This window comes from Pseudomonas edaphica, assembly GCF_965277385.1.
In the GTDB taxonomy this organism is placed as follows: Bacteria; Pseudomonadota; Gammaproteobacteria; order Pseudomonadales; family Pseudomonadaceae; genus Aquipseudomonas; species Aquipseudomonas edaphica.
The window spans coordinates 1,961,153-1,984,704 of the sequence record NZ_OZ255725.1; the positions used below are offsets into that span (position 1 = coordinate 1,961,153).

General features: G+C 60.1%; 20 protein-coding genes and 1 pseudogene. 7 read left to right on the top strand and 14 right to left on the bottom strand.

The genetic code is table 11. The features are described 5' to 3' along the window. Positions 1–27 precede the first annotated feature (27 nt). From ACQY47_RS08920 to ACQY47_RS08945, 6 genes are read right to left on the bottom strand one after another with little or no spacing between them, the layout of a single operon-like run. Entirely contained in the window at positions 28–1,425 is a 1,398-nt protein-coding gene (locus tag ACQY47_RS08920; RefSeq protein WP_056858830.1) for a sigma-54-dependent transcriptional regulator, read from the bottom strand. Beyond that, positions 1,415–3,193 (bottom strand): ATP-binding protein, encoded by a 1,779-nt coding sequence (locus tag ACQY47_RS08925; protein ID WP_428556956.1) that lies wholly within the window; start codon positions 3,191–3,193, stop codon positions 1,415–1,417. Before ACQY47_RS08925 ends, ACQY47_RS08920 begins: the two co-directional genes overlap by 11 nt. Beyond that, positions 3,193–4,317: a GNAT family N-acetyltransferase gene (locus ACQY47_RS08930; RefSeq protein WP_170036375.1), complete on the bottom strand. Its 1,125-nt coding sequence runs from the start codon at positions 4,315–4,317 to the stop codon at positions 3,193–3,195. The genes ACQY47_RS08925 and ACQY47_RS08930 overlap by 1 nt, the downstream gene beginning before the upstream one ends. A gap of 9 nt (positions 4,318–4,326) precedes the next feature. Next, positions 4,327–5,202, bottom strand: a complete 876-nt coding sequence (locus ACQY47_RS08935; RefSeq protein WP_236447473.1) for an alpha/beta hydrolase — start codon at positions 5,200–5,202, stop codon at positions 4,327–4,329. Further along, on the bottom strand, positions 5,199–6,593 hold the full coding sequence (locus ACQY47_RS08940; RefSeq protein ID WP_017137021.1) for an aspartate aminotransferase family protein: 1,395 nt from the start codon (positions 6,591–6,593) through the stop codon (positions 5,199–5,201). Before ACQY47_RS08940 ends, ACQY47_RS08935 begins: the two co-directional genes overlap by 4 nt. Next, entirely contained in the window at positions 6,586–7,296 is a 711-nt protein-coding gene (locus tag ACQY47_RS08945) for an MtnX-like HAD-IB family phosphatase (RefSeq protein ID WP_428556957.1), read from the bottom strand. The genes ACQY47_RS08940 and ACQY47_RS08945 overlap by 8 nt, the downstream gene beginning before the upstream one ends. A 225-nt stretch (positions 7,297–7,521) precedes the next feature. On the opposite strand from ACQY47_RS08945, the gene ACQY47_RS08950 reads away from it, so the two are divergent. Further along, positions 7,522–8,292 carry a MipA/OmpV family protein gene (locus ACQY47_RS08950; RefSeq protein ID WP_026013708.1) on the top strand — a complete coding sequence of 257 codons (771 nt, stop codon included), beginning with the start codon at positions 7,522–7,524 and terminating at the stop codon, positions 8,290–8,292. 89 nt (positions 8,293–8,381) lie between these two features. On the opposite strand, the gene ACQY47_RS08955 is transcribed toward ACQY47_RS08950, so the two are convergent. Then, positions 8,382–9,035 carry a DsbA family oxidoreductase gene (locus tag ACQY47_RS08955; RefSeq protein WP_017137018.1) on the bottom strand — a complete coding sequence of 218 codons (654 nt, stop codon included), beginning with the start codon at positions 9,033–9,035 and terminating at the stop codon, positions 8,382–8,384. A 57-nt stretch (positions 9,036–9,092) separates the two neighbouring features. Then, positions 9,093–10,112, bottom strand: coding sequence for an alpha/beta fold hydrolase (locus ACQY47_RS08960; protein WP_099548510.1), 1,020 nt, complete (start codon positions 10,110–10,112; stop codon positions 9,093–9,095). Positions 10,113–10,294: 182 nt separating this feature from the next. On the opposite strand from ACQY47_RS08960, the gene metR reads away from it, so the two are divergent. Further along, positions 10,295–11,212: a transcriptional regulator MetR gene (metR, locus tag ACQY47_RS08965; protein WP_017137016.1), complete on the top strand. Its 918-nt coding sequence runs from the start codon at positions 10,295–10,297 to the stop codon at positions 11,210–11,212. A 142-nt stretch (positions 11,213–11,354) separates the two neighbouring features. On the opposite strand, the gene ACQY47_RS08970 is transcribed toward metR, so the two are convergent. The 3 genes from ACQY47_RS08970 to ACQY47_RS08980 are packed head-to-tail and all read right to left on the bottom strand — an operon-like array spanning position 11,355 to position 13,578. Continuing rightward, a complete protein-coding gene (locus tag ACQY47_RS08970) occupies positions 11,355–11,861 on the bottom strand; it encodes a GNAT family N-acetyltransferase (protein ID WP_099548509.1) in 507 nt (168 codons plus the stop codon). Next, the gene (locus ACQY47_RS08975; RefSeq protein ID WP_169985324.1) at positions 11,855–12,268 is read right to left on the bottom strand and encodes an NUDIX hydrolase; all 414 of its coding nucleotides are present in this window, start codon (positions 12,266–12,268) and stop codon (positions 11,855–11,857) included. The genes ACQY47_RS08970 and ACQY47_RS08975 overlap by 7 nt, the downstream gene beginning before the upstream one ends. Continuing rightward, a complete protein-coding gene (locus tag ACQY47_RS08980; RefSeq protein WP_428556958.1) occupies positions 12,265–13,578 on the bottom strand; it encodes an HD domain-containing phosphohydrolase in 1,314 nt (437 codons plus the stop codon). The genes ACQY47_RS08975 and ACQY47_RS08980 overlap by 4 nt, the downstream gene beginning before the upstream one ends. 227 nt (positions 13,579–13,805) lie before the next feature. On the opposite strand from ACQY47_RS08980, the pseudogene ACQY47_RS08985 reads away from it, so the two are divergent. The 4 genes and pseudogenes from ACQY47_RS08985 to ACQY47_RS09000 all read left to right on the top strand — a co-directional run bounded on the left by ACQY47_RS08985 (position 13,806) and on the right by ACQY47_RS09000 (position 19,862). Continuing rightward, positions 13,806–15,679 (top strand): annotated as a pseudogene (locus tag ACQY47_RS08985) (putative bifunctional diguanylate cyclase/phosphodiesterase). A gap of 21 nt (positions 15,680–15,700) precedes the next feature. After that, positions 15,701–16,663: a cytochrome-c peroxidase gene (locus ACQY47_RS08990; protein ID WP_428556959.1), complete on the top strand. Its 963-nt coding sequence runs from the start codon at positions 15,701–15,703 to the stop codon at positions 16,661–16,663. Then, the gene (locus tag ACQY47_RS08995; RefSeq protein ID WP_032865483.1) at positions 16,660–18,486 is read left to right on the top strand and encodes a DAHL domain-containing protein; all 1,827 of its coding nucleotides are present in this window, start codon (positions 16,660–16,662) and stop codon (positions 18,484–18,486) included. Before ACQY47_RS08990 ends, ACQY47_RS08995 begins: the two co-directional genes overlap by 4 nt. Next, complete coding sequence (locus ACQY47_RS09000) at positions 18,483–19,862, top strand: ATP-binding protein (RefSeq protein WP_428556960.1); 1,380 nt, start codon at positions 18,483–18,485, stop codon at positions 19,860–19,862. The genes ACQY47_RS08995 and ACQY47_RS09000 overlap by 4 nt, the downstream gene beginning before the upstream one ends. Before the next feature lie 20 nt (positions 19,863–19,882). Here the strand turns inward: ACQY47_RS09000 and ACQY47_RS09005 are convergent, their stop codons facing one another. The 3 genes from ACQY47_RS09005 to ACQY47_RS09015 all read right to left on the bottom strand — a co-directional run bounded on the left by ACQY47_RS09005 (position 19,883) and on the right by ACQY47_RS09015 (position 22,667). Then, on the bottom strand, positions 19,883–20,155 hold the full coding sequence (locus ACQY47_RS09005; RefSeq protein ID WP_428556961.1) for a type B 50S ribosomal protein L31: 273 nt from the start codon (positions 20,153–20,155) through the stop codon (positions 19,883–19,885). A gap of 100 nt (positions 20,156–20,255) precedes the next feature. Next, a complete protein-coding gene (locus ACQY47_RS09010; RefSeq protein WP_428556962.1) occupies positions 20,256–21,581 on the bottom strand; it encodes an APC family permease in 1,326 nt (441 codons plus the stop codon). A gap of 264 nt (positions 21,582–21,845) precedes the next feature. Beyond that, positions 21,846–22,667, bottom strand: coding sequence for a carbon-nitrogen hydrolase family protein (locus ACQY47_RS09015; protein WP_099548506.1), 822 nt, complete (start codon positions 22,665–22,667; stop codon positions 21,846–21,848). 93 nt (positions 22,668–22,760) lie between these two features. On the opposite strand from ACQY47_RS09015, the gene ACQY47_RS09020 reads away from it, so the two are divergent. Continuing rightward, the gene (locus ACQY47_RS09020) at positions 22,761–23,525 is read left to right on the top strand and encodes a response regulator transcription factor (protein ID WP_428556963.1); all 765 of its coding nucleotides are present in this window, start codon (positions 22,761–22,763) and stop codon (positions 23,523–23,525) included. Positions 23,526–23,552: the final 27 nt, after the last annotated feature.

Below are 23,552 nucleotides of genomic sequence, written 5' to 3' on the forward strand. Positions count from 1 at the left end.
ATTGGGGTTCATGGTGAGCCTGATAGATCAGCGGATGATCTTCTCGACCTGAATCCCCAGCTTCTTCAGCCGATACCAAAAACTCCTCTCGGAAATCCCGATCTTCGCCGCCGCCGCAGCCTGCACGCCGTTGCTCTCGTTCAACGCCGCCATGATGTAGGTTTTCTCGACCTCAGCCAGCGCCGCATCCAGGTCGGCAGGCACGCCCGGTGTGTCACCGAGCAGCGCCGTCACGCCGTCTTCGGCAGGCTTGGACGCAAACAGGTAAGCCGGCAGGTCAATGTCTTCGATCACCGGCGAAGCCGCCACGATGGTCGCCCGCTCCACGCAGTTCTGCAGCTCACGAATATTGCCCGGCCAGTGGTAAGCCGCCATCGCCTGCAATGCCTCGGGGCTGAAGCCGGTGATGCGTTTGCCCGCGGTAGCGCTCAGGGTCTGGGCGAAGTGCCGGGCCAGGGGCACGATGTCTTCGGCGCGCTCGCGCAAGGCCGGCAACGGGATCGGGAATACATTGAGGCGGTAATACAGGTCTTCGCGAAATTCTTTATTGGCCACCGCATCCAGCAGGTTCTTGTTGGTGGCAGCGATCACGCGCACATCCACCTTGCGCTCGCGCGGGTCACCCACCGGCTCGATCACCCGCTCCTGCAAGGCCCGCAGGATCTTGGCCTGCAACGCCAACGGCATGTCGCCCACTTCATCCAGAAACAAAGTGCCTTGGTCAGCCTGCATAAAGCGCCCTACCCGATCGGCCACGGCGCCGGTAAAGGCGCCTTTGCGATGGCCAAACATCTCGCTTTCCAGCAAGCCTTCGGGGATGGCCGCGCAGTTGACCGCCACGAACGGCTTGTCGGCGCGGCTGCCATGTTTGTGAATCGCGCGGGCGACCATTTCCTTGCCGGTGCCGCTCTCGCCGGTCAGCAGGATAGTGGCGTTGCTGTCGCGTACCGAATCGACCGCGTGCAACACCTGGCGAAACGCCGGGCTGTCGCCCACCAGACTGTCGAACTGCGCATGGTGATCCAGCTCGGCGCGCAGGCGTGCGTTGTCGCGCATGATGTCGCGAAACTGCAGGGCCTTGGCCACGGTGATGTCCAGCTCGTCGATATCGAACGGCTTGGCAATGTAGTCATAGGCGCCATTACGCATCGACTGCACGGCGTTTTTTACCGTGCTGTAGGCGGTCATCACGATCACCGGCAACTCCGGGAAGCGCACTTTTATCTCGGCCAACAGCGCCGGCCCGTCCATGCCTGGCATGCGCCAGTCGCTGATCACCAGGTCGATGTCTTCCTGCTCCAGCACCTTGAGCGCGTGCAGGCCATTGCCAGCGGTAAATACCTGGATGCCGTTCTGGCTCAAAGCCGATGACAACAAGTCGCAGAGCTTGGGCTCGTCGTCGACTACCAATACGTTATGCGTCATGAACTTCCTCATCGTCACCGTCGTCTTCGCCATGAGCCGGAATGTACAGGCTGAAGGTGGCGCCGGCATCTTTCTCACTGGCGCATTCGATGCTGCCGTCATGACTTTCCATGATCGAATAGACTTTAGCCAGCCCCAGGCCCGTGCCCGAGGCCTTGGTGGTGACGAATGGCGTGAAGATTCGCTCGATCATATCGGCCGGAATGCCTTGGCCGGTGTCAGCGATACTTATCACCGTATTGCCGTCCACACTGCGAATGCCCAAGGTCAGGCGCCCGCCTTCGGGCATCGCATCAATGGCGTTGAGGATCAGGTTCAGGCATGCCTGCTTGAGTTGCTTGGCATCGGCATAAATCGTCGCGCCGGGCGCCTGGTCATCGATGTGCGCATCGATGTTATGGGTGACCAGCTCCGGGCTGCAAAAGCCGAGGATCTCTTCCACCACCGGGCGCGCCGCCTGCAACACACGCAGGGGCGGGTTGGGTTTGGCGAAATCCAGAAACTCGGTGATCAGGTCGTTGATGCGGCTGACTTCGCTGATAACGTATTCGAGGTGGCGCTTGTCGGTGTCCGGCAGGTCGACGCGACGGTGCAGCAGTTGAGTGGCGGTCTTGATGATGCCCAGCGGGTTGCGAATCTCGTGTGCCAGGCCCATGGCGACTTCGCCCAAAGCATGCAGCCGGTCGCGGCGGCGCAGCTGGGCCTCGAGGTGGTGCAACTCGCCCAGGCGTTCGGTCATGTGGTTGAAGGTGCTGCTCAGTTGCGCCAGCTCATCGCCGCCGCTGACCAGCACGCGATGCTCGTAATTGCCCGAGATCACTGCGTCCACGCCCTGGGATAAATCGCGCAACGGTTTGGTCAGGCGGCGTGACACCAAGACACCGGCGCCCAGCGACAACGCCGAACTCAGCAAGAAGATCAGCACGAACAGGTTGCTCTGGTTCACCAGCCCCACCAGGCTGGTATGGCGCAACAGGCCGCTGAAAATCACGCCTTGCAGTTCGCCGCCATCATTGAAGATCGGCCAGTACAAACCGCTGTAGTTATTGGTGAACTGCTCGCTCGGTTGCTTGGTGGCGCGCATCGCCGTTTCAACATTCGTGGGAATGCGTGACGGATGATTCTCAAAGCGCTGGGTCGAGAATATCTCGGAAAACCCCGTAGGGTTGGCCAGGTACAGGCGCAGGTCGAGGGAGTGCACATCGGCCACGCTGGTGAGGAAGCTGCTGTCCAGGTACGTGGCCACCAACAGCACGTAGTCGACGCCCTCTTGGGTGGTTTCGAACGTTGAGACCACCAGGCCCGTCGTCACGCCGGCCACCTGGATGGTTTGCAACACTGCGTTGCTGGTCAGGTTGATCTGCTTGACGACATCGTCAGGGGCCGTGCTGAACACAATTTTGTGGTCACTGACACGAATCAGCGAGACCACGTCGATATCGGTGGCCTCGGCAATATCGGCGGTGAGCCGGTCATGCTTGGCGGCTTGTTTGTTCAACGGCGGAGCCGTGTAGCGCAGGAACAGCTTGGCCATGCGCGCGTTGTCATGCAGGATGTCGCCGATTTCGTCCTTGACGATCTTGGTCGACTCTTGCAGCCAGATGCGCACGTTGCTGTCAAAAATCTGCGACAACGTGGTCGCCGCCAGTTCGGCCGCGATCATGGTCGGGATAACGCTGACCAGCCAGAACGCCAGCACCAGCTTGCGCTGGACGCTCCAACGCGAAATGGCAAAGGGGCGGGCTTTTGGGCGGGTCTTGGTGATCATCAGGTTTCGCTTATCGCAGCAGCCATGGCAGGGTCGGAACGGTCCGGTCTTATGTACATTTTCACGAGTTTGAGCAGGCCGTTGACCAGCCGGTTACGGTGACGGAAGAACATGCTGTTGCCCTGGAACTCGCACCCCAGGCGCAGCTTACTGGCATAGCCCTCCTGACCGCACTCGTACACCGGGATCTTGTGTGCAATACAGTAGTCGACATTGGTCAACCAGTAGCGAAAGTACAAACTGTACGCACGGCTGAACTCACGGTCATGCCCGAAAAACTTGTCGATCAGCCGATGCTGGTCCAACAGCACCAGGTTGAACGCCACCAGACGCTCATCCACCCAGTAAAGAGCACAGACCGCACGCCCTTGCAGCTGTTCAAGAATACCGGTGAAATAACGCGCCGGCAGGCGTTCGAACTGCAAATCGGCGCGGCTGAGCGTGTCTTCGTACAGGCGCATCACCTCGGGCAACACATCATCAATAGTGTGCCGCCACTCGACCCGTGGGCCTGGCGCGCGCAACTTGCGGCGCAAGTCTTTGCGGGTCGCCTTGCACAGCGAGCCCAGGTAGGCCTCCACCGAGCCGTAAGGCACCGTCAACCAACCCCTGGGTAAGCTTGGCATACTCTGAAAGCCTGCCTGGCGGCAATTTTCTGCCCAGTCCAGGTCACTGGTCGGCACGTCTTTGACCGCCACCAGGCCAATCCCGAAGGTAGTGGCATCCTCACGTGCCGCCTCCAGCAAATGCTTGATCAACAGTCGGCGCTGCCCCTGGGGCACGTGACTGGCGATGCCCGCATCGCAACGCTCGGCCACCGGCGAGCCGATGGCATACAACTGCAAGCGCAAAACACCCGGCCACAGTCGCTCCAGGCGCTCGGTAAAGCGCTTGCCGGCGCCCGACACCGTGGTGTCGAGGCGATAATAAGTGATGAACGCGGCGGCAACGGCCACCAGCGTTTCATCGTCGTAGACGGCCAGGTAACGCCACTTGAAATCATCGATCGCGGCGTTTTCCACGGCAACGTAAAAATCCCAATCCTCCAGGGCTGCGGGAAAGCAGTCATTCCAGGCGCAACGCGGGATGGCCCGGATAGTCGAGAAGGCTTGGGCGGTGATCACGTCTAGTCCTTAGGCTGAGGCCCGCTGTCGATAATCCACGGGCGCCTGCACAGCCGGGGCGGCGTGTTGCTCGACAAACTCTGCGCTCAACTCGATCACTCGGCGGTATTGCAGGTCGACGGTGATCATGTGGTAGCAGTTATCCAGCAGGATCTTGGTCACCGGGCCGCCCAGGTGGCGCTCGACATAATCGGCGTTCCAGCGGCTGGTGATGTCGTCCTCGATGGAGTGCAGCACCAGCGCCGGCACCTTGACCTCGGGCATGCGCTTTTTGACCACCGCGTTCATGCGGTGCAACTCGCGCACCGTGATGCCTTCCATCGTCAGCAAACCGGCCTCGCTGCTTTCGCCTTCCTTCATCTGACGCTCGACGATCGCCCGCAGGCGCTCGTTCTTGATGCCGTAAGGCGGCTTCTCTTCGAAGCGGCAGATGTGCACGCCGAACGGGATCTTCATCAGCAACGGCGTCAAAAACGCCAGCTTGTTAATGCTCCAGCCGTCGTACTTCAAGGTGGTCGAATACATCAGCAGCCCGGCCACTTGCCCAGGGTGCTCGGCGGCCACGTACATCGACATCACCGCGCCCATGGACAAGCCACCGACAAACACCTGCTCATGGCGCTGCTTGACCTGCGCAAAGGTCTTGCGCACGCCTTCGTACCAGTCTAGCCAGCCGGTGGCCTGCAGGTCGCTGTTATCGCCGCAGTGCCCAGCGAGTGTGGGCACATACACCGTGCAGTTACCCGCCTTGGCCAGGCCTTTGGCGACCTGGCGCAATTCCGTCGGGGTGCCGGTCAGGCCGTGGATCAACAGGATCCCGACCGGACCTTCACCGAGAACGAAGCCGGCATCACCTTCACCGAGGTCGATCCCGATGTTGTTCACCGCTTGGTCGCCCGCACCAGCAGTTGCTCGAGGAGTTTCAGGCCCAGGTCGATTTCCGGGTAGCTGATTTCCAGGGACGGTGCCAGGGTGATCACGTTTTTGTAGTAGCCGCCCACGTCGAGGATCAGGCCGAGTTTCTGGCCATCGACGATCATGTCGCCCTTCATGCCTTCTTCGACCATGTAGTCCAGGGTCGCCTTATCCGGCGTGAAGCCATCCGGGCCGCAGATTTCGCAGCGCAGGGCCAGGCCCAGGCCATCGACGTCGCCGATGATCGGGAAACGTTTCTGCAGGTCTTGCAGGCCTTCCAGGAAGTATTTGCCCTTGGCCATGACCATTGCGCCGTAGTCGACTTCGCTGGTCATCTTGAACATTTCCAGGCCTACCGCCGTACCCAGTGGGTTGGAGGCGAAGGTGGAGTGGGTCGAACCTGGCGGGAAGACCTTCGGGTTGATCAGCTCTTCACGCGCCCAGATGCCGCCCAGCGGGTTGAGGCCGTTGGTCAGCGCCTTACCGAAGACGATCACGTCCGGCTGTACGTCGAAGTGTTCGATCGACCACAGTTTGCCGGTACGGTAGAAGCCCATCTGGATTTCGTCGGACACCATCAGGATGCCGTGCTGATCCAGCACTTGCTTCAATTCGCGGTAGAAGTTCATCGGCGGGATCACGTAGCCGCCGGTGCCCTGGATCGGCTCGACGTAGAACGCTGCGTATTCGCACTGGTTGGTTTTCGGGTCCCAGACGCCGTTGTATTCGGTCTCGAACAAACGCGCGAATTGCTGCACGCAGTGGCTGCCGTATTCTTCTTTGGTCATGCCCTTAGGGCCGCGGAAGTGGTACGGGAACGGGATGAAGTTGGCGCGCTCGCCAAAATGGCCGTAGCGGCGACGGTAGCGGAAGCTCGAGGTGATCGACGAAGCGCCGAGGGTACGGCCGTGGTAGCCGCCTTCGAAGGCGAACATCAGGCTCTTGCCGTTGGAGGCGTTACGCACCACTTTCAGCGAGTCTTCGATCGACTGCGAACCGCCGACGTTGAAGTGCACGCGACCGTCGAGGCCGAATTTGTTCTTGGCATCGACCGCGATCATTTCCGACAGCTCGATCTTGCCTTTGTGCAGGTACTGGCTGGCGATTTGCGGCAGGGTGTCGATCTGCTGTTTCAGCGCATTATTCAAGCGCGGGTTGGCGTAGCCGAAGTTAACGGCCGAGTACCACATTTGCAGGTCGAGGTAGGCCTGGTCTTCGGTGTCCCACACGTAGGAGCCTTCGCAACGGCTGAAAATACGCGGCGGCTCGATGTAGTGAACGGTGTCGCCGTAGGAGCAGTATTTGGCTTCTTTATCCAGAAGAATCTGGTCTTCGGCGGTAGCGATACGAATATCAGACATGGTGGAAGAGTTCCTGATTTTCAACAGAGAGGTCGGCGGCAAAGGTGCCGGAGTTAGCGGCGATGCCTTGTGGCAAAGCGGTCAGCAGTGCGGGCAATTCGGCAAAGGTGTCGAAGCGCGCATGCGGAATGTTGTTGGCTTCGCAGTACTTGGCGAGGCTGCCTTTGGCGAAAACGAAGTCGGCGGTGGAAGCCACGCACATGTCGGACTTGCCGTCGCCGATCACCAGCACGCGCTTGTTGCGCGGCGTGGATTTGCACTTGCAGTTGCCGGAGGCGGCGCGGCAGGCATCGCTGGAATACGGGAAGTCGATGCGCCAGCTGCTCTGGTCGACCTGGCGCAGGCGGTTGGCGAGGATCGGCAGCAAGGTCACGTAGTTGCGCGACAGAATGCGCGCGATGCCTTGCTCGATGCCGTCGCTGACCACTTCGATGGTCGCGCCCAGGCCCATGACGTGATCGACAAAGTCCGGGAAGTCCGGGTCGATTTCAACGCTGTCGAAATACGCCAGCAGTTCAGCCGGGGTGGCCTTGATCAGCGCCAGTTGACGGCTCAGGCATTCGCGGGAACCGATATGCCCATCCAGCCATTCCTGTTCGATGGTTTCCCACTCAGGGCCGGCGAAGCGCTGGAGGACGTTGTCGATGACGTCGGTGGGGGTGATGGTCCCGTCGAAGTCGCACACGATATGCCACTGGATCATTGCGTTTACCTGGAAGAGGAGCGCTCTGTGCGCTTGTGCCAGAGGTATTGCAGAGACTGTGCCAACTGGCCAAAGCCCAGCGGGGCTGGGGTTTTGGTCGATAAACAGGGTGATTTGTGTCGCAGGAGCTACAATTTTTGTAGCTTGCTACAAACAAGATGAGTGCTTGCCTCAGGGACGCTCTTCGCGCGTGAATGCGCGCAGGTTCAGATAAGGAAACGCTCCATGTTCAAGGTTACTTCTGCTGTATTCGCCGGTTTGCTGGGGCTGTGGAGCTTTTCCAGCTCGGTATTGGCCGAAGGTATTACCGGCGAAGTCGGCGCGGGCGTCAGCTATGAGCCCCATGACCCGACAGGCAGCCGCTACGAAACCCGGCCGATTCCTTATTTCGATCTGGATTGGGGCAATGTGAGCCTGGGCACCGACGACGGCCTGACCTGGAGCGCACTCAATACCAACGGTTTCACCGCAGGCCCGTATATCAATTACCTGCCGGGCCGCACGGCCAACGGTTCACTGCGTGGCTTGCGGGATGTGCCGGACATGGCCGAAGTCGGGGGGTTCGTCCAGTACTCACCGGCCGAGTTCTGGCGCGTATACGCCCAGGTTGGCCAAGCCGTCGGCGGCTCGCGTGACCAAAGTGGCGTGCTCGGCAAACTGGGCGGCGAGTTGGGCTACCCGCTGGGCGGCGGTATTATCGGCAGCACTGGCTTGATGGCGCATTTTGCTGATGCGCGCCAGACCCAGGCGTTTTTTGGCGTTGATGATAAAGAGTCCGTTGCGTCCGGCATCCGCACCTATAACGCCAGCGCAGGCTTTCAGAACCTGACGCTGACCGAGAGCTTCGAATTCCCACTGGACAGCCACTGGTCACTGTTGACCAGCGCCAGTTGGACTCGCCTGGTGGGGTCGGCGGCGAACAGCACCATCGTCAAGGAAACCGGCAAGGTAAACCAGGGCCAGGTCCAGACGGCGATCAGCTACAAGTTCGACTGACGCATCCTGTGACGCTCTGCGTCATAACTTCAAGGGCAGGACGCGGAGCGTCCGGGGCGGCGTTCCCACGCAGAGCAAGGGAACGATCATCAGGCCTTGGCTTCCTGGATGATCTGACGAATAGCCCCGACAAAGGCTTCAGCCGGCTGCCCACCGCTGACCGCGTACTGGTCGTTGAACACGATGGTGGGTACTGAAGTCACACCGCGTGTAATCCACAATTCTTCCTGCTCACGGACTTCAGCAGCGTACTCGTCAGACGCCAGAATTTCAGCCGCACGCTTGATATCCAACCCAACACTTTCGGCGATGATCGCCAGCGTCGCGTGGTCGGACGGGTCTTGCCCATCACTGAAATACGCCTTGAACAGCGCTTCCTTGAGGTTGTACTGCAACCCTTCAAGCCCCGCCCAATGCAGCAACCGGTGCGCATCGAAGGTGTTGTAGATACGGCTGTGCCCGTCCGTGCGAAAGGCAAAGCCCAGCGCCGCGCCCATGTCGCGGATACGCTCACGGTTGGCCTGGGATTGCTCGGCGGTGGAGCCGTACTTTTCGGTGATGTGCTCGACGATGTTCTGCCCTTCGGCCGGCATCTTCGGGTTCAGCTCAAACGGCTGGAAATGAATCTCGGCCTGCACCTCGCTACCCAGTTGGTCGAGGGCTTCGGTCAGGCCGCGCAGGCCGATGATGCACCAGGGGCAAGACACGTCGCTGACGAAATCGATTTTCAGGGGAGTACTCATGGTAGGCAACCTCGCTGGCATTAATGTGCGCCATAAAGGTTGCACCATACACCAACTTCACAGCACCTTCGAAGGCTCGCCCAGATCAATCTGCGCCCAATGCGCGGCATCTTCGCGATGGGCTTTCAGATACGGCAACACAGCCGTCAGCAGCGGTGCCTTGAAGGCTTCCTGGAAGCGGTGGGCCATGCCCGGTATGAGCTTCAGCTGGCTGCCCTGAATATGCGCGGCCAGGTGTACGCCGTGCATCACCGGCAACAACGGGTCGGCGGTGCCGTGCACCACCAGGGTCGGCACGCGCAATTGGTTAAGCAAAGGAACGCGGCTCGGCTCAGCCAAAATCGCCATGATCTGACGCTTCACGCCGTCCGGGTTGAAGGCGCGGTCGTAGGACAGCGCGGCCTGGTGCAGCAGCGCCTGGCGATCATCTTTCACGTTGGGGCTGCCCAGGGCTGCGAGCAAATCGGCTTGTTGCTCCAACGCCACTTCACGGTTCGGCGCGCTGCGCCGCGACAGCAACTGCACCAACGCCGCATTGGGCGCCGGCAGGCCTTCGGCGCCGGAACTGGTCATCACCAGCGTCAGGCTTTCGACCCGCTGCGGCGCCATGGCTGCCAGGTGCTGGGCGATCATGCCGCCCATACTCGCGCCCAGCACGTGGAATTGCTGGATCTGCAGCGCGTCCATCAAGCCCAATGCATCGTCGGCCATGTCGGTCAGCGTGTACGGCGCCGCCACCGGCAAACCGAGCTTGTAGCGCAGCACTTCGAACGTCAGGTTGGCGCTGGCGGGAGCCTGGCGCCAGGTGGACAAACCAACGTCACGGTTGTCGTAGCGGATCACGCGAAAACCCTGTTCACACAAGGCCACCACCACTTCATCCGGCCAGTGGATCAACTGCCCGCCCAGGCCCATGACCAACAGCAACGCCGGGTCCGACGCTCGGCCGATGCTCTGATAGGCGATGCTGACTTTTTCCAGGTCGACCGTTTGGGTCGGGACATTGACATCACATCGAGAAGCCGCAAAAGACGGCAGGCCGAACACTAGAGCGGCCAATAAAAACAACACGCGCATGAAAAACACCGAAACGCAGAACCCCAGTAGAGCGCGAGTCTGATGAAGTTTGTACAAGCGCGCTGCCACAGTTGCGTGACAGTTTGATGAAGTGCGCCCAACGGTCATGGTCGACATGACGGGTAACATGAGGCAAACTCACGATATATCTAATCATCACAAATTATCTTCATGGAGCGCCCGTGCTCGAAATCCGCCACCTCAAGACCCTGCACGCGTTGCGCGAAGCCGACAGCCTGGTCGAAGCCGCCGAACGCCTGCACCTGACGCAATCGGCGCTGTCCCACCAATTCAAAGAACTGGAAGAGCGCCTGGGCATGCCGCTGTTCGTGCGCAAAACCAAACCGTTGCGCTTTACCAGCGCCGGCTTGCGCCTGCTGCAACTGGCCGATGCCACCCTGCCCTTGTTGCGCGGCGCCGAGCGTGACATTGCGCGTTTGGCCGGTGGCACCGCCGGGCGCTTGCACATGGCGATCGAATGCCACAGCTGCTTCCAGTGGCTGATGCCGACCATCGACCAGTTCCGCGATGCCTGGCCGGAAGTCGAACTGGACCTGGCCTCAGGCTTTGCCTTCGCGCCGCTGCCAGCCCTGGCCCGTGGCGACCTGGACCTGGTGGTGACCTCCGACCCGCTGGAACTGCCGGGCATCACCTATGTGCCCTTGTTTACCTACGAAGCCATGTTGGCCGTGGCCAACCAGCATGCGCTGGCGAACAAGTCGTACATCGTGCCGCAAGACTTGCTCAGCGAAACCCTGATCACCTACCCGGTTGAGCGCGACCGCCTGGACATTTTCACGCGCTTCCTGGAACCGGCCGACGTGGAGCCGGCCCAGGTGCGCACCTCGGAGCTGACGGTGATGATGATGCAATTGGTCGCCAGCGGCCGTGGCGTGTGCGGCATGCCCCATTGGGCGCTGCATGAATACAGCGCGCGTGGGTATGTGAAGGCCAAGCGTTTGGGCGAAAAAGGCTTGTTCGCGACGTTGTATGCGGGGATCCGTGCGGACATGCTGGATGCGCCGTATATGCGCGACTTCTTGCTGACGGCGAAAGACACGTCGTTTTCGACCTTGGATGGAGTCAGCGCCGTGCGTTAATCACGCACCAAGGTGAACACAATGAGGACTCTAATGTGGGAGCTGGCTTGCCTGCGATGCAGACACCTCGGTGTGTCAGGTACACAGAGTTGATGCTATCGCAGCCAGCTCCCACACAGAACTATGGTTCCCCTATGGAACTTCAGTCGCCTTTGAGTTCACGCCACATGTGGACCTTGTCGAAATACTCGATCCCCACCCGCACCGCCAACGGCTCCAGGCCGTATTGAATAAAACCGCAGCGCTGGTACAGCGCGAAGGCTGCGTCGTTGCCGGCGGTGACGGTCAGTTGGATCAGTTTGACGCCGGGCTGGCGTCGCGCGGCATCGAGCGCCGCCTCCAGCAACTCACGGCCCAGGCCCTTGCGCTGATAAGCCTCGGTCACGAACATGCCGAACAGCGTGACTTTGTGCCGGGCCTTTTCCCGGGGTTCGAAGGCCAGGCCGACAATCCCGGCCAAGGTGTCAGCCGCGAACGCGCCGAGTACCCGGTCCAACGGATTGTCCAGGCGCTTTTCCCACCAACTCATAGGCATCCGCGCGCGCTCGGCGACGCTGGAGGTAAACGCTTGCGGATAGGCGCCGTAGGCCTCAAGCATCAGCGCTCGATATGCCTCGGCGTCGTGGGCACCCAGTGGGCGAATCAGCATGCGGTGAGCGACTTTCGGTAAAACGGCAGGATCAAATCCCGCGTTAAAGGCGCCAGTTGCAAGCCGCCGTCACCGGCCGGGTCGATCCAGCGCACTTCTTCAATCTCGGCAGCGGGCGCTACCGGCACATCGATGTGCACCTGGAACAACTCGGCGTGCACCGTAAAACCCGGTTCGTTGGCGGCAGGCGCCGAGAAGTGGCCCAAGTACACGGCATCACTCGGTTTGATACACAGGTTCAGTTCTTCGTACAGCTCACGGGCCAGCGCCTCGGCGGGTTGCTCACCGGCGTCGATCTTGCCGCCGGGCTGCATGAACGCCTGGGTGCCACGTTTGCGTACCAGCAGGGTTTGACCGTCGCTGCCGATCAGCAGGGCGGCGGCGATTCGAATAGTGGAAATGCTCATGAAAGGATCGGTGTCTCTTCAGGTTGTTTGATAAATACGCTGTATTTCGCGCCTTCCATCGCCTCGAACGCAATCAGCTTGTCCACCAGCGGCAGATTCAACACCTTGCCGGCGTTAAGCAACAGCATGCCGTTATCGGCATTGAGGTTGCGGGCCAGCACCATGCCGGCTTCCAGCTCTCGGGTGGAGAGGACCTTGACGCTGGGGTCGCCCAAGGTCACATCGCTGAGGAAGGCCGCGCAGGCCTGCACGAAGTCTTCCACCAGCTCCGGATCGTAAAGGCGACCGGCGTACTTGCGGATATACAGCAACGCTTCGTCGCTGTTCAGATGCCGTTCAAGGATCAAGCCTTTTTGCAGTTCGATGAAGTCCACTGCCAGTTTAAGCAAGCGCGAGCCGGGCGGGATCGCATCGCCCTTGAGGTGATCGGGAAACCCTGTACCGTCCCAACGCTCCTGGTGGTGGCGAATGATCCGCGCCGCATCCTTCATCGGTTCCAGGGTCATCAGCAGCGATTCGCTCTGGGTCGGGTACTCGCGATACAGACCACGGTCGGTGCTGTGCAGCTTGTCCGACGGCGCAACCATCATGCTGTCGCTCCAGCTCAGCTTGCCAATGTTGTACAGCGCAGCGGCCATGGTCAGGTCGCGGGTGCTGGCTTCGTCGATGGACTGGGCCGCGCAGTAGACCCGGATCAGTTCGATCAAGGCGCGGTTGGTCTGTTTGTCCTTGGGCAAGCGCAGGTTGGCCAACAGCGAAAACACTTCGGTACCGGTCACGTAGCTGCGCTTGAGCTCTTCGTAGGCCAGATCGAGCATGTCGGCGGTCTGTTGCAGCTCGCTGGTACGGGCTGCCACGCGCTTTTCCAGGTTGGCGTTCAACACCTTGAGCTGATCGTTCTGCTCATGGGCCAGGCGCTCCAGGCGCTGATGCTCCAGGGCCTGGCGCAACACCAGCGGCAGTTCTTCGTCATTCCAGGGTTTGCTGATGTAACGGTGAATCTGCCCTTCGTTGATCGCCTTGATGATCGTCGCAAGGTCAGCATAGCCGGTCAACAGGATGCGGCTGGTGGCCGGGTACAGCCGGTGGACTTCAGCCAGCAACTGCGCGCCGTCCATGCCGGGCATGCGCGCGTCGCTCATCACCAGGTCGATGGGCTGGGCCGCCATGATCTCCAGGGCCTGGGCGCCGCTGCCGGCGAGTACGACATTGAAGGGTTGGCCGCGCAACAGGCGGCGCAGGCTGTTGAGGATCGATTCTTCATCATCAACCAGCAGAATCGTGGGTGGGGTCGCAAGCTGTTCATCCATGGTTACTGCGCCTTAAAAATAAACGTAATAGAGCTAAATTGAACCCTGGTATCCCGCCGCGTTTCTGCGCTTGATGCACGCAGCCACGCCGCTGATTTGACGCCAACTTGCCGTCGATTTCAAGGGAACTCAACTATGCTGTCTCAACCGGTACGTACTCCTCCCGGATGTCAAACCAAGGAAGGAAGTGTTATGCCATCAACCCTGTTGCCAATGCAGAGTGCGCCATGAACCCGGATTCAGGGCGGGCCAACCGACGCATTCTGATCGTGGATGACACCGCCTCTATCCACGAAGATTTCCGCAAGATTCTGTGCGCCAATCCCAACGATGCCCCCTCACTGGACAGCCTGAAGAAGCCCTGTTCGGCACCGCGGCGCCGGTGCGCCAGGCGTTTTTGCTGGATTCGGCCTATCAGGGCCAGGAGGCCCTTGCCCTGGTGAACAAAGCCCTGGCGGACGGTGCGCCCTACGCCATGGTGTTTATCGACATGCGCATGCCGCCCGGCTGGGATGGCCTGCACACCATCGAACAGTTGTGGAACGTCGACCCCAACCTGCAGATTGCCCTGTGCACCGCCTACTCCGATTACTCCTTTGAGGCCATCGAAGCGCGATTGAAGTACAACGACCAGCTACTGATCCTGAAAAAACCCTTTGACCACCTGGAAATCCGCCAGATGGCCAGCGCCCTGACCTGGAAATGGCAGCTCGCCCAAGACCTCGCCCTCAAGGTACTGGGCCTGGAGCGCACCATTGAAGAACGCGTGCAGGAACTGCTCAAAGTGTCGCACCTGTTGCAATACGACGCACTCACGCAGTTGCCCAACAGCACGTTGCTGGGTGACCGCCTGACCCAGGCCATCGCCTTGGGCCGACGGCATGACACACAACTGGCGGTGATATTTATCGGGCTCGACCGCTTCAAGCGCATCAACAATGCCTTGGGGTATCCGGCGGGCGACGAGGTGCTCCAGCAGGTCAGCCAGAGCCTGGTGGCGACGGTGCGAGACTCGGATTCAGTGTTTCGCTACGGGGCCGACGAGTTTGTGATTCTGCTCAACGATATCCAGCACCCGCAACAAACCCAGCATATTGCGCAAAAGTTGCTCACGGCCGTGCGCACAACCCGCCACGTCGCCGGGCACGACCTGAGCGTCACCGCCAGCCTGGGCATCAGTATTTACCCCAATGACAGCAGCACGGCGGTGGAACTGATCAAACATGCCGAAACCGCCATGCACACCAGCAAGGAGCGCGGCCCGGGTGACTTCAGCTTTTATACCGAGACCATGAACCTGCGCGCGCAACACCAGCAAGGCCTGGAAAGCGCGATCCGCCAGGCCCTGGAGCGTGACGAGTTCGTGCTGCACTACCAACCGAAACTGGAATTGAAAACCGGCAAAATCGTCGGTGCCGAAGCCTTGATACGTTGGTTTGCGCCGCGCTCCGGATGGGTCAGTCCGTCTGAGTTCATTCCGGTGGCCGAAGACAGTGGGCTGATAGTGCCCTTGACCCAGTGGGTGCTGCGCCGGGCCTGCGAGCAAGGGCAAGCCTGGCGCGCCATGGGCTTGAGCCCGTTGTGCATCTCGGTGAACGTCTCGGCCATCGACTTTCGCCAGCGGGACTTTACCGACAACCTGGCCGAGATACTCACACAGACCGGCCTGCCGCCTGCCCAATTGGAGTTGGAAATCACCGAAAGCGTGTTGATGCAGAATGTCGACGACACCGTCACCACCTTGAACACCATCAAGGCCATGGGCGTGCGTCTGGCCCTGGATGACTTCGGCACCGGTTATTCCAGCCTCAGCTACCTGCGGCGCTTTTCCATCGACGTGCTGAAAATCGACCAATCTTTCGTACGCGGCATGAGCGTAAATAGCCAGGACGCGCAACTGATCAGCGCTATCATCGGCATGGGCAAAAGTCTGAACATGAGCATCATTGCCGAAGGCGTGGAGACGATCGAACAACTGAACTTCCTGCAAGCTCAGCGGTGCGAAGAAGGCCAGGGTTTTCTATTCAGCAAAGCCGTACCCCCAAAGGATTTTGCGCAGTTGATGCAAGCCGGTCACCCTGCCCTGATGCCCGATCAATAGCCGATTGCAAGGAGTGCTCGCTTGAGCGAAGTATCAACCCAAGGGCTCATTTTCACCTTATGGTTAGGCGCGAGTCTGCCACTGGCAGCCGCACCGCTGGACGAGGCACTCAAACCCTTGCCGGACGTGCCGACGCTGGACCCGGCCAAAGTCGAACTGGGCCGGCAACTGTTCAATGAGCCGCGCCTGTCAGCCAACAACACCCTGTCCTGCGCCAGTTGCCATCGCCTGGCGTCCGGCGGCGCCGACGACAAGCCGTTTTCGATCGGTTTTGACGGCAAACCGGTAGAGGTCAACACCCCATCGGTGTTCAACGCCAGCCTGAATTTCAAACAATTCTGGAATGGTCGTGTCGACACGCTGGAGGCGCAAGTCGAACACGTGGTCACCAGCACGGCAGAAATGGGCAGCGACTGGAAAACCGTGGTGCAGAACCTCGCCGCCGTGCCCGCCTACCAGAACGCATTCCAGCGGACCTATCCCGATGGGGTCACCGCAGCCAATGTGCAAAACGCCCTGGCCACCTATGAGCGCACGCTGCTCACGCCCGACTCACGGTTTGACCAATACTTGAAGGGCAATACGGAGATCCTGACCCTCAAGGAAAAGTACGGCTACCAGCGTTTCAAAGATTACGGCTGTATAGCCTGCCACCAGGGTGTGAACATCGGCGGCAACATGTTTCAAAAATTCGGCGTGATGGCTGACTACTTCAAGGACCGCGGCAACCCGGTCGAGTCGGACCTGGGGCGTTACCTGTTGACCAAGGATGAAGAGGACCGCTATGTGTTCAAGGTGCCCAGCCTGCGTAATGTGGCGGTCACCGCGCCCTACTTTCACGACGCTTCGGCCAAGAGCCTGGAAGAGGCTGTGGACGTGATGTTCAAGTATCAGCTGGGGCGCACTCCGACCCAGGAAGACAAGGACCTGATCATCCTGTTTCTCAAGACCCTGACTGGCCAATGGGCGGGCAAGCCGTTATGAGCCGACTGCCGAGCCTGTCCCGCCGCCGTATCAGTCAGCTGTTGCTGGGGTTGATGACCCTGCTGCTGGCCTCGACCCTGGTCTTTTTGTACCTCATGTCCTCCCGCGACCAAACAGCCAGCTACACCCAGTCACGGGACCTGATCCGCCAGCTCCAGCAACTCAACGCACAATGGGACAGCGAAGTGCTCAAGGCCCGGATTGCGATTACCCACAACTACGATCCGCTGGTGACACCGCTCACCGAAATGACGCGTATATGGGCCGAACTTAGCAGCCGCAGCACCTACCACAACAGCGTCGACCTGCCCCGTTGGCGCACCATCCAGCTAGCGTATGAAACCGCCATCCAGGAAAAGGCGCGGCTGGTAGACCGGTTCAAATCCCACAATGCGGTGCTGCGCAACTCGCTGGCATTTCTGCCGACCGCTGAAGACGATATCCAGGCCCAGTTCAATCGTGTTGACGATGGAGGGCGGCTGCAACTGCAAAGCGTGGCCACCGACACCTACGACCTGCTGCTCAGCAGCCTGGAGTTCGCCCAGGTCACCAGCGACGACCGCGCCGCCGATATTCTGGTGGGCCTGGGCAAACTGGAAATTAACAAGGAACGCCTGCCCATTGAGTTCCAGGCCCCGGTCGAGATCCTCAGCAACCACATTTCGCTGATCCTGCGCGAGCAACCGGTGGTCAACAGCCTCCTCGAACGAATTGCCGCAGTGCCCGTGGCCGAGCGCCTGGATGACTTGACCACCCACCTCAACCAGGACCAGCAGGCGGCCGACCTCATTGATCATCAATACCACCGCTACCTGTTGATTTTCTCAACCTTGCTGGTGGTGTTGCTGCTGTACCTGGCGGTACGCCTGTTGCGCAGTTTCGCCGAGATCAACCGGATCAATCGTGCCTTGCAGGCCGCCAACGAAACCCTGGAACAAAGGGTGGAGCGGCGCACGCAACAGCTCAAGGACGCCCAGAGCGAGCTGATGGACAGCGCCCGCCAGGCGGGCATGGCGGAAATCGCCACGAACGTGCTGCACAACGTCGGCAACGTGCTCAACAGTGTGAACATTTCCGCCGACCTGGTGGGGCGCAAATTGCGCAACAGCAAGGCCCAGGGCCTGGGCAAAGCCATGCAATTGATCAACGCGCATCAGGGCGACCTGGGCACCTTCCTCAGCGAGGATGAAAAGGGCAAGTTGCTGCCGGGCTACCTGAACCAATTGGTCGAAGCGATTGCAGTCGAACAGCAAGACATGAGCGAGGAACTGACGCAACTGAGCAAAAGCGTTGACCACATCAAGGACATCGTCTCGACCCAGCAATCCTATGCCGGCGCCTCCACACTGCTCGAACCCGTCAACATCAGCGCGTTGATGGAAGACGCCCTGCGCATGAACGCCGGCGCTTTGAGCCGTCATCACGTCACGGTGGTCAAGGAGTACGCGCAAGTACCGGAGATTCTGGGCGACAAACACCGGCTATTGCTGATCATGGTCAACCTGATCAGCAACGCCAAGTACGCCATGTCCAACCTCAGTGACCGGCCACGGCAAATGACCCTGACCGTGCAACCGGCGGCTGAAGAGACGCTGAAAATCAGTGTAAGGGACGATGGCGAGGGCATACCCGCCGAGAACATGACCCGGATATTCACCCACGGCTTCACCACGCGCAAAGAAGGCCACGGCTTCGGCCTGCACAGCTGCGCCCTGGCCGCTGTGGAAATGCACGGCCAACTCAGCGCCCACAGCGATGGGCCAGGCCTTGGCGCAGTGTTCACCTTGACGATTCCTCTTACCCTTGCCGGAACTGCCCCATGAACCAGACTCCCAACCGGCGCATTCTGTTGATTGATGACACACCGTCAATTCATGAAGACTTTCGCAAGATTCTGATGCCGAGCGTGGCCGCCAACCCTGCACTGGACGACCTGGAGTCAGCGCTGTTCGGCGCCGCCGCCACGCCTCAGGCTCAGGTATTTGACCTGCATTCGGCGTACGGCGGCGAAGAAGGCCTGGGCTTGCTGACCACGGCCATGGCAGAACAACGGCCCTATGCGCTGGCTTTTGTGGACATGCGCATGCCCCAGGGCTGGGACGGTGCGAAGACCATCGAGGCATTGTGGAAGGTCGACCCCGACCTGCAAGTGGTGGTGTGCACCGCGTACTCGGATTACTCCTGGGAGGACCTGCTCTTTCGCCTGCACGCCCATGACCGCTTGCTGATCCTGAAAAAACCCTTCGACAACATTGAGGTCCAGCAAATGGCCAACACCTTGGCCAACAAGTGGGACATGGCCCGTCGCGCCGCCATGCAAACCTCCCATCTGGAACAGCTGGTGGAACAACGTACCCAGGCGCTGCAACTGGAAATCGACGAGCGCAAGCACTTGGAAAGCCAGCTGGTGCAGTCGGAAAAGCTCGCGTCGCTGGGTCAGCTTGCCGCTGGTGTCGCCCATGAGATCAACAACCCGGTAGGCTTCATTTCGTCCAACCTCAGCACCCTCGATGGCTACTTCAACCAGCTGCAACAGATGCTTGAAGCTTATCGACACAGCGAGGAAATAATCGCTTCGCAACCACAGCGCGACCAGCTAAAGGCTTTGCGCACGACGTTGGAGCTGGACTTTCTCAAGGAGGACATCCCGATCCTGATCCGCGAATCCAAGGATGGCATTGGCCGCGTGGTGCAAATCGTCAAAGACCTGAAAAATTTTTCGCGGGTGGACAACGACCAGACCTGGCAATTCACCAATCTGCAACAAGGCATTGATTCGACGCTGAACATCGTCGCCAGCGAACTGAAGTACAGGGCTGATGTGGTCAAGCACTACATGCCGCTGCCGGACATAGAGTGCCTGGCGTCGCAGCTCAATCAAGTGGTGATGAATCTGGTAATCAATGCCGCACAAGCCATGGGCCCGGAACGCGGGACCATTACCATCAGCAACGGCGTGGAAGGTGAGAACATCTGGCTGGAAGTGGCGGACGACGGCTGTGGCATTGCGCCGGAAACCGTGCAGAAGATTTTCGACCCCTTTTTCACCACCAAACCCGTCGGCGAAGGCACTGGCCTGGGGTTGTCACTCTCCTACGGCATCGTCAAGAAACACCAGGGCTCAATCTCGGTCAGCAGTGAGTTGGGCAAGGGCACAACCTTTCGGGTGGTGCTGCCGATTCGGCAAACGGCGGCGTAGGGCACGCCGCCGAGTCGGGGTTATGCATCCGCCTTTTTTGGGCTCGACCCAAACGAAGCGAAACGCTTGTTGAAGCCGGCGATCCGGCCTTCGACCTGGGTCTTGCGCTGCTGGCCGGTGTAGATCGGGTGCGAGGCGCTGGACACATCAAGCGGGATATACGGGTAAGTGTTGCCGTCACTGTGTGTATGGGTGCGGTCGCTGTCGGCGGTGGAGCCGATCAGGAAGAACGCGTCTGCGGCGGTGTCGTGGAACAGCACAGTGCGGTAGTCGGGATGGATACCAGCTTTCATAAGGCCTCCGGGGCGTATGGGTGCAACTCAAGTGTTATACAGTAACACAAATCATGCACCCAAACGAGAACCGATTGCAATAAGAATAGGCCGACTGCTTCTATGCCGCTTCCTGGAAGTCTATTTCCGGGGGTTGTTTCGAGAAACCGCGTGTGAGAAAGCCCAGGTACACCAGGCCAATCGCCAACCACACCGCGCCCAGGTAAATCGCCAGGTGATCAAGGCTGACCATCAGCCACACGTCCGCGAGCAAGCCGATGGTCGGGAATACCAGGAACAGGATCAGCTCACGCACACCGCGCTGTTTGGCGCCGATCCAGTAGTGAAAGATCACCGACAGGTTCACCAGGCTGAACGCCAGGAACGCACCGAAGTTGATGAACGAAGTTGAGGTGGTCACGTCGAGCTTCAACGCCAGCAAGGCCACCACCGCACACAACAGGATGCTGTTGACCGGCGTGCCGAAGCGCGCATGCAAGGTGCCGAAGAACGACTTGGGCAACACACCGTCACGGCCCATGGCAAACAACAGCCGCGAACCGCTGGCCTGGGCCGACAGCCCCGAGGCGAACTGGCCGACGATCAGGCCGATCAGGAAGATCGACACAAACAGGTCACCGCCCACGTTGCGGGCAATCTCATAGGCCGCCGAGTCCACATCGGCAAACTCAAACGACGGGTGCGCGATCTGCACGAAGTACGACACACCGACGAAGATCAGCCCGCCGATCAAGGTGATCAGCATGATCGCCCGTGGGATGGTGCGGCGTGGGTCGCGGGTTTCTTCGGTGAGGGTACTGACCGCGTCAAAGCCCAGGAACGAATAACAGGCGATGGCCGCGCCGCTCATGATCAATGGCATGTGCATCTGGCCGTTGAAGAACGGGGCAAGCGTCCACAGTGGCTTGCTCGCGTCACCGCCGATGTAGTGGATGCACAGCGCGACGAATGCGATCAGCACCAGAAATTGCACCAGCATCAGCAGCGCGTTGATGCCGTTGGCGAGCTTCAACCCGATGATATTGATTGCCGTGGTGATACCGATAAAGGCCAGCACCCACACCCACTGCGGCACCGCCGGGAACGCCGAATGCAGGTACGCAGCGCCGATCAGCCAGATGGCCATGGGCAAGAACAGGTAGTCGAGCAACACCGCCCAACCGGCGATAAAGCCCAGCTTGGGGCTGATGGCCTTGCGCACATAGCTGTAGGCGGAACCGGCCACCGGGAATGCCGAGGCCATGCGCCCGTAGCTCATGGCGGTAAAGAACATCGCCACCAGGGCCGCCAGGTACGCGGCCGGGACCATACCGCCGGTGGATTGCGCGAGGATGCCGAAGGTGCCGAGCACAATGATCGGCGTCATATAGGCGATGCCAAACAGCACCACCGACCCTAACGACAGGGTGCGTTGCAAACGAGCCATGAGCGATTCTCCGCTGATTTATTAGATTTATGGCAGAACTGAAGTCGGTGAAGCGCAAACTATTTTTATGAATGATGTCGCTTTTGTGTAGAAGGCTTTTTTGTGGCGAGCGGGCTTGCCCCGCGTTGGGCTGCGTAGCATCCCCAATAAAGCCAACGCTTTTTCCCAGTTAAATCACGGTCGCAGGGTTTGGGGCCGCTTCGCGCCCCAACGCGGGGCAAGCCCGCTCGCCACAGCAAGCTCCCTCGCCACTAGGGGCCAGTCTTAAACGTGGGGGATCAGCAATTCGCGCGTCCCATCGCTGCGCTCAATCACCTCGCCGGGCAATTTCAAGCGCTGGTCATCCAGGTAGCGGTAGTCCTTGCGAGCCGCCACCAATTGGTCAAGATCCAGCTCGACGGTGAATTGCCCTTCCTCACGCCCCGCTTCAAACAGCAAGGTGCCGATCGGGTCCACCAGGGCGCTGCCACCGGCGAACAACAGGTCGTCGTCGCCCTCTTCGACCCGGTTGACCATCAGCGCAAACGCCTGGTTTTCCTGGGCGCGGGCCATGATCGCGGTGCGGTGCGTGGGGCCGTAAGGGTCCATGTTGCCGTTGGTGACGATCAGCAGTTCGGCACCCAGTTGCGCCAGGGCGCGGGCGGTTTCCGGGAACTCGATGTCGTAGCAAATCAGCAGGCCGACGCGCACGCCGTTCCACAGGCATGTGGCGTAACGATCACCAGCGGTGAACACGCCGCGATCCGAAGCCCACAGATGCGTCTTGCGATAACGCAGGGCGATGCCCTCGGGGGTGATCAGCAAGGTGGTGTTATAGAACTGGCCACCGTCGTGTTCGGCCATGCCGATGACCACGGCGATATTGCGCGCACGGGCCGCCTGGATAACCGCTTGTACGGTGGGGCCGTCTACCGGCTCGGCGATAGTGGCGACGGTCTCGGCCGACGGGAAGCCCATCAGGTGGGTTTCCGGGAAGACGATCAGTTGCGTGTCGGCGGCGCACGCAGCTATGGCCGCCAAGGCGCGCTCAAGGTTGTAAGCTGTACCGTTATCGCGGCCTGCCAATTGGGCAAATTCGACCTTCATGGGTATTCCTTGTTCTTTATCCGTGTCGCAGTATGCGCAGCCAACACCGGCCAGGGAATTACGCGGCCGAGGTAACCCGATAGGGGTAGATTGATGAGCATGACGCTGCAAGACATCGCCTGGCACCGTTCGGTGGGGCAAATGATAGACGCCCTGGACCAGCCCAATTTCTGGACCCAGCTTGTGCGGCTGTTGGACCAATACGTGCCGTCCGACAGTTGGGTGGCCTTGCTGTTCAGCAGTCAGCACCGCCCGCTGGTGTTCGCCGAATCCCCGGGCGCCGATGGCACGCCGGACCCTCTGTTCCAGGACTACCTCAACGGCCTGTACCTGCTCGACCCGTTCTACATCGCCAGCCGCGAACACGCGCGCACCGGCCTGTTGCGCCTGGCAGACGTGGCGCCGGAGCATTTCGAGCTGACCGAGTACTACCAGCGCTACTTTCGCCTGAACGTGGTGGCCGATGAAATACAGTTCAATTACCACCTGCCGGACGGGCGCACCCTGTGCCTGTCGCTGGGTTCGAAACAGCGTTTTGACCCACAGCAAATTGCCCTGCTGTCACTGATCCAGCCGTGGGTGGTGAGCCTGCTGCGCCAGCGCCTGCCCCATGAACTGAACCAGGTGAGCGCGCCGCAACCGCCGATTCAAAATGATGGCTGGGGCGCACAACTCACCGCCCGTGAGCTGGACGTAGGCCGTTTGATGCTCAGCGGTTGCTCCAGCAAGGAGATCGCCCGCAAGCTGGAAATCTCTGTTGAAACCGTAAAAGTCCATAAGAAACACATGTACAGCAAGCTGGGGATCAAATCCCAGTCGGAGCTGTTCTCGATCTTTCTTCAGGCGCAAAACGCCTGACCGTTTGTCTGAAACCGTTGATGAACT

Coding starts and splice junctions, on each gene's coding strand:
- ACQY47_RS08960 (WP_099548510.1), bottom strand. CDS start 10,112: ATGCGCGTGTTGTTTTTATTGGCCGCTCTAGTGTTCGGCCTGCCGTCT.
- ACQY47_RS08995 (WP_032865483.1), top strand. CDS start 16,660: ATGAGCCGACTGCCGAGCCTGTCCCGCCGCCGTATCAGTCAGCTGTTG.
- ACQY47_RS08945 (WP_428556957.1), bottom strand. CDS start 7,296: ATGATCCAGTGGCATATCGTGTGCGACTTCGACGGGACCATCACCCCC.
- ACQY47_RS09015 (WP_099548506.1), bottom strand. CDS start 22,667: ATGAAGGTCGAATTTGCCCAATTGGCAGGCCGCGATAACGGTACAGCT.
- ACQY47_RS08980 (WP_428556958.1), bottom strand. CDS start 13,578: ATGGATGAACAGCTTGCGACCCCACCCACGATTCTGCTGGTTGATGAT.
- ACQY47_RS09000 (WP_428556960.1), top strand. CDS start 18,483: ATGAACCAGACTCCCAACCGGCGCATTCTGTTGATTGATGACACACCG.
- ACQY47_RS08925 (WP_428556956.1), bottom strand. CDS start 3,193: ATGATCACCAAGACCCGCCCAAAAGCCCGCCCCTTTGCCATTTCGCGT.
- ACQY47_RS09020 (WP_428556963.1), top strand. CDS start 22,761: ATGAGCATGACGCTGCAAGACATCGCCTGGCACCGTTCGGTGGGGCAA.
- ACQY47_RS09005 (WP_428556961.1), bottom strand. CDS start 20,155: ATGAAAGCTGGTATCCATCCCGACTACCGCACTGTGCTGTTCCACGAC.
- ACQY47_RS08955 (WP_017137018.1), bottom strand. CDS start 9,035: ATGAGTACTCCCCTGAAAATCGATTTCGTCAGCGACGTGTCTTGCCCC.
- ACQY47_RS08975 (WP_169985324.1), bottom strand. CDS start 12,268: ATGAGCATTTCCACTATTCGAATCGCCGCCGCCCTGCTGATCGGCAGC.
- ACQY47_RS08950 (WP_026013708.1), top strand. CDS start 7,522: ATGTTCAAGGTTACTTCTGCTGTATTCGCCGGTTTGCTGGGGCTGTGG.
- ACQY47_RS08970 (WP_099548509.1), bottom strand. CDS start 11,861: ATGCTGATTCGCCCACTGGGTGCCCACGACGCCGAGGCATATCGAGCG.
- ACQY47_RS08920 (WP_056858830.1), bottom strand. CDS start 1,425: ATGACGCATAACGTATTGGTAGTCGACGACGAGCCCAAGCTCTGCGAC.
- ACQY47_RS08940 (WP_017137021.1), bottom strand. CDS start 6,593: ATGTCTGATATTCGTATCGCTACCGCCGAAGACCAGATTCTTCTGGAT.
- ACQY47_RS09010 (WP_428556962.1), bottom strand. CDS start 21,581: ATGGCTCGTTTGCAACGCACCCTGTCGTTAGGGTCGGTGGTGCTGTTT.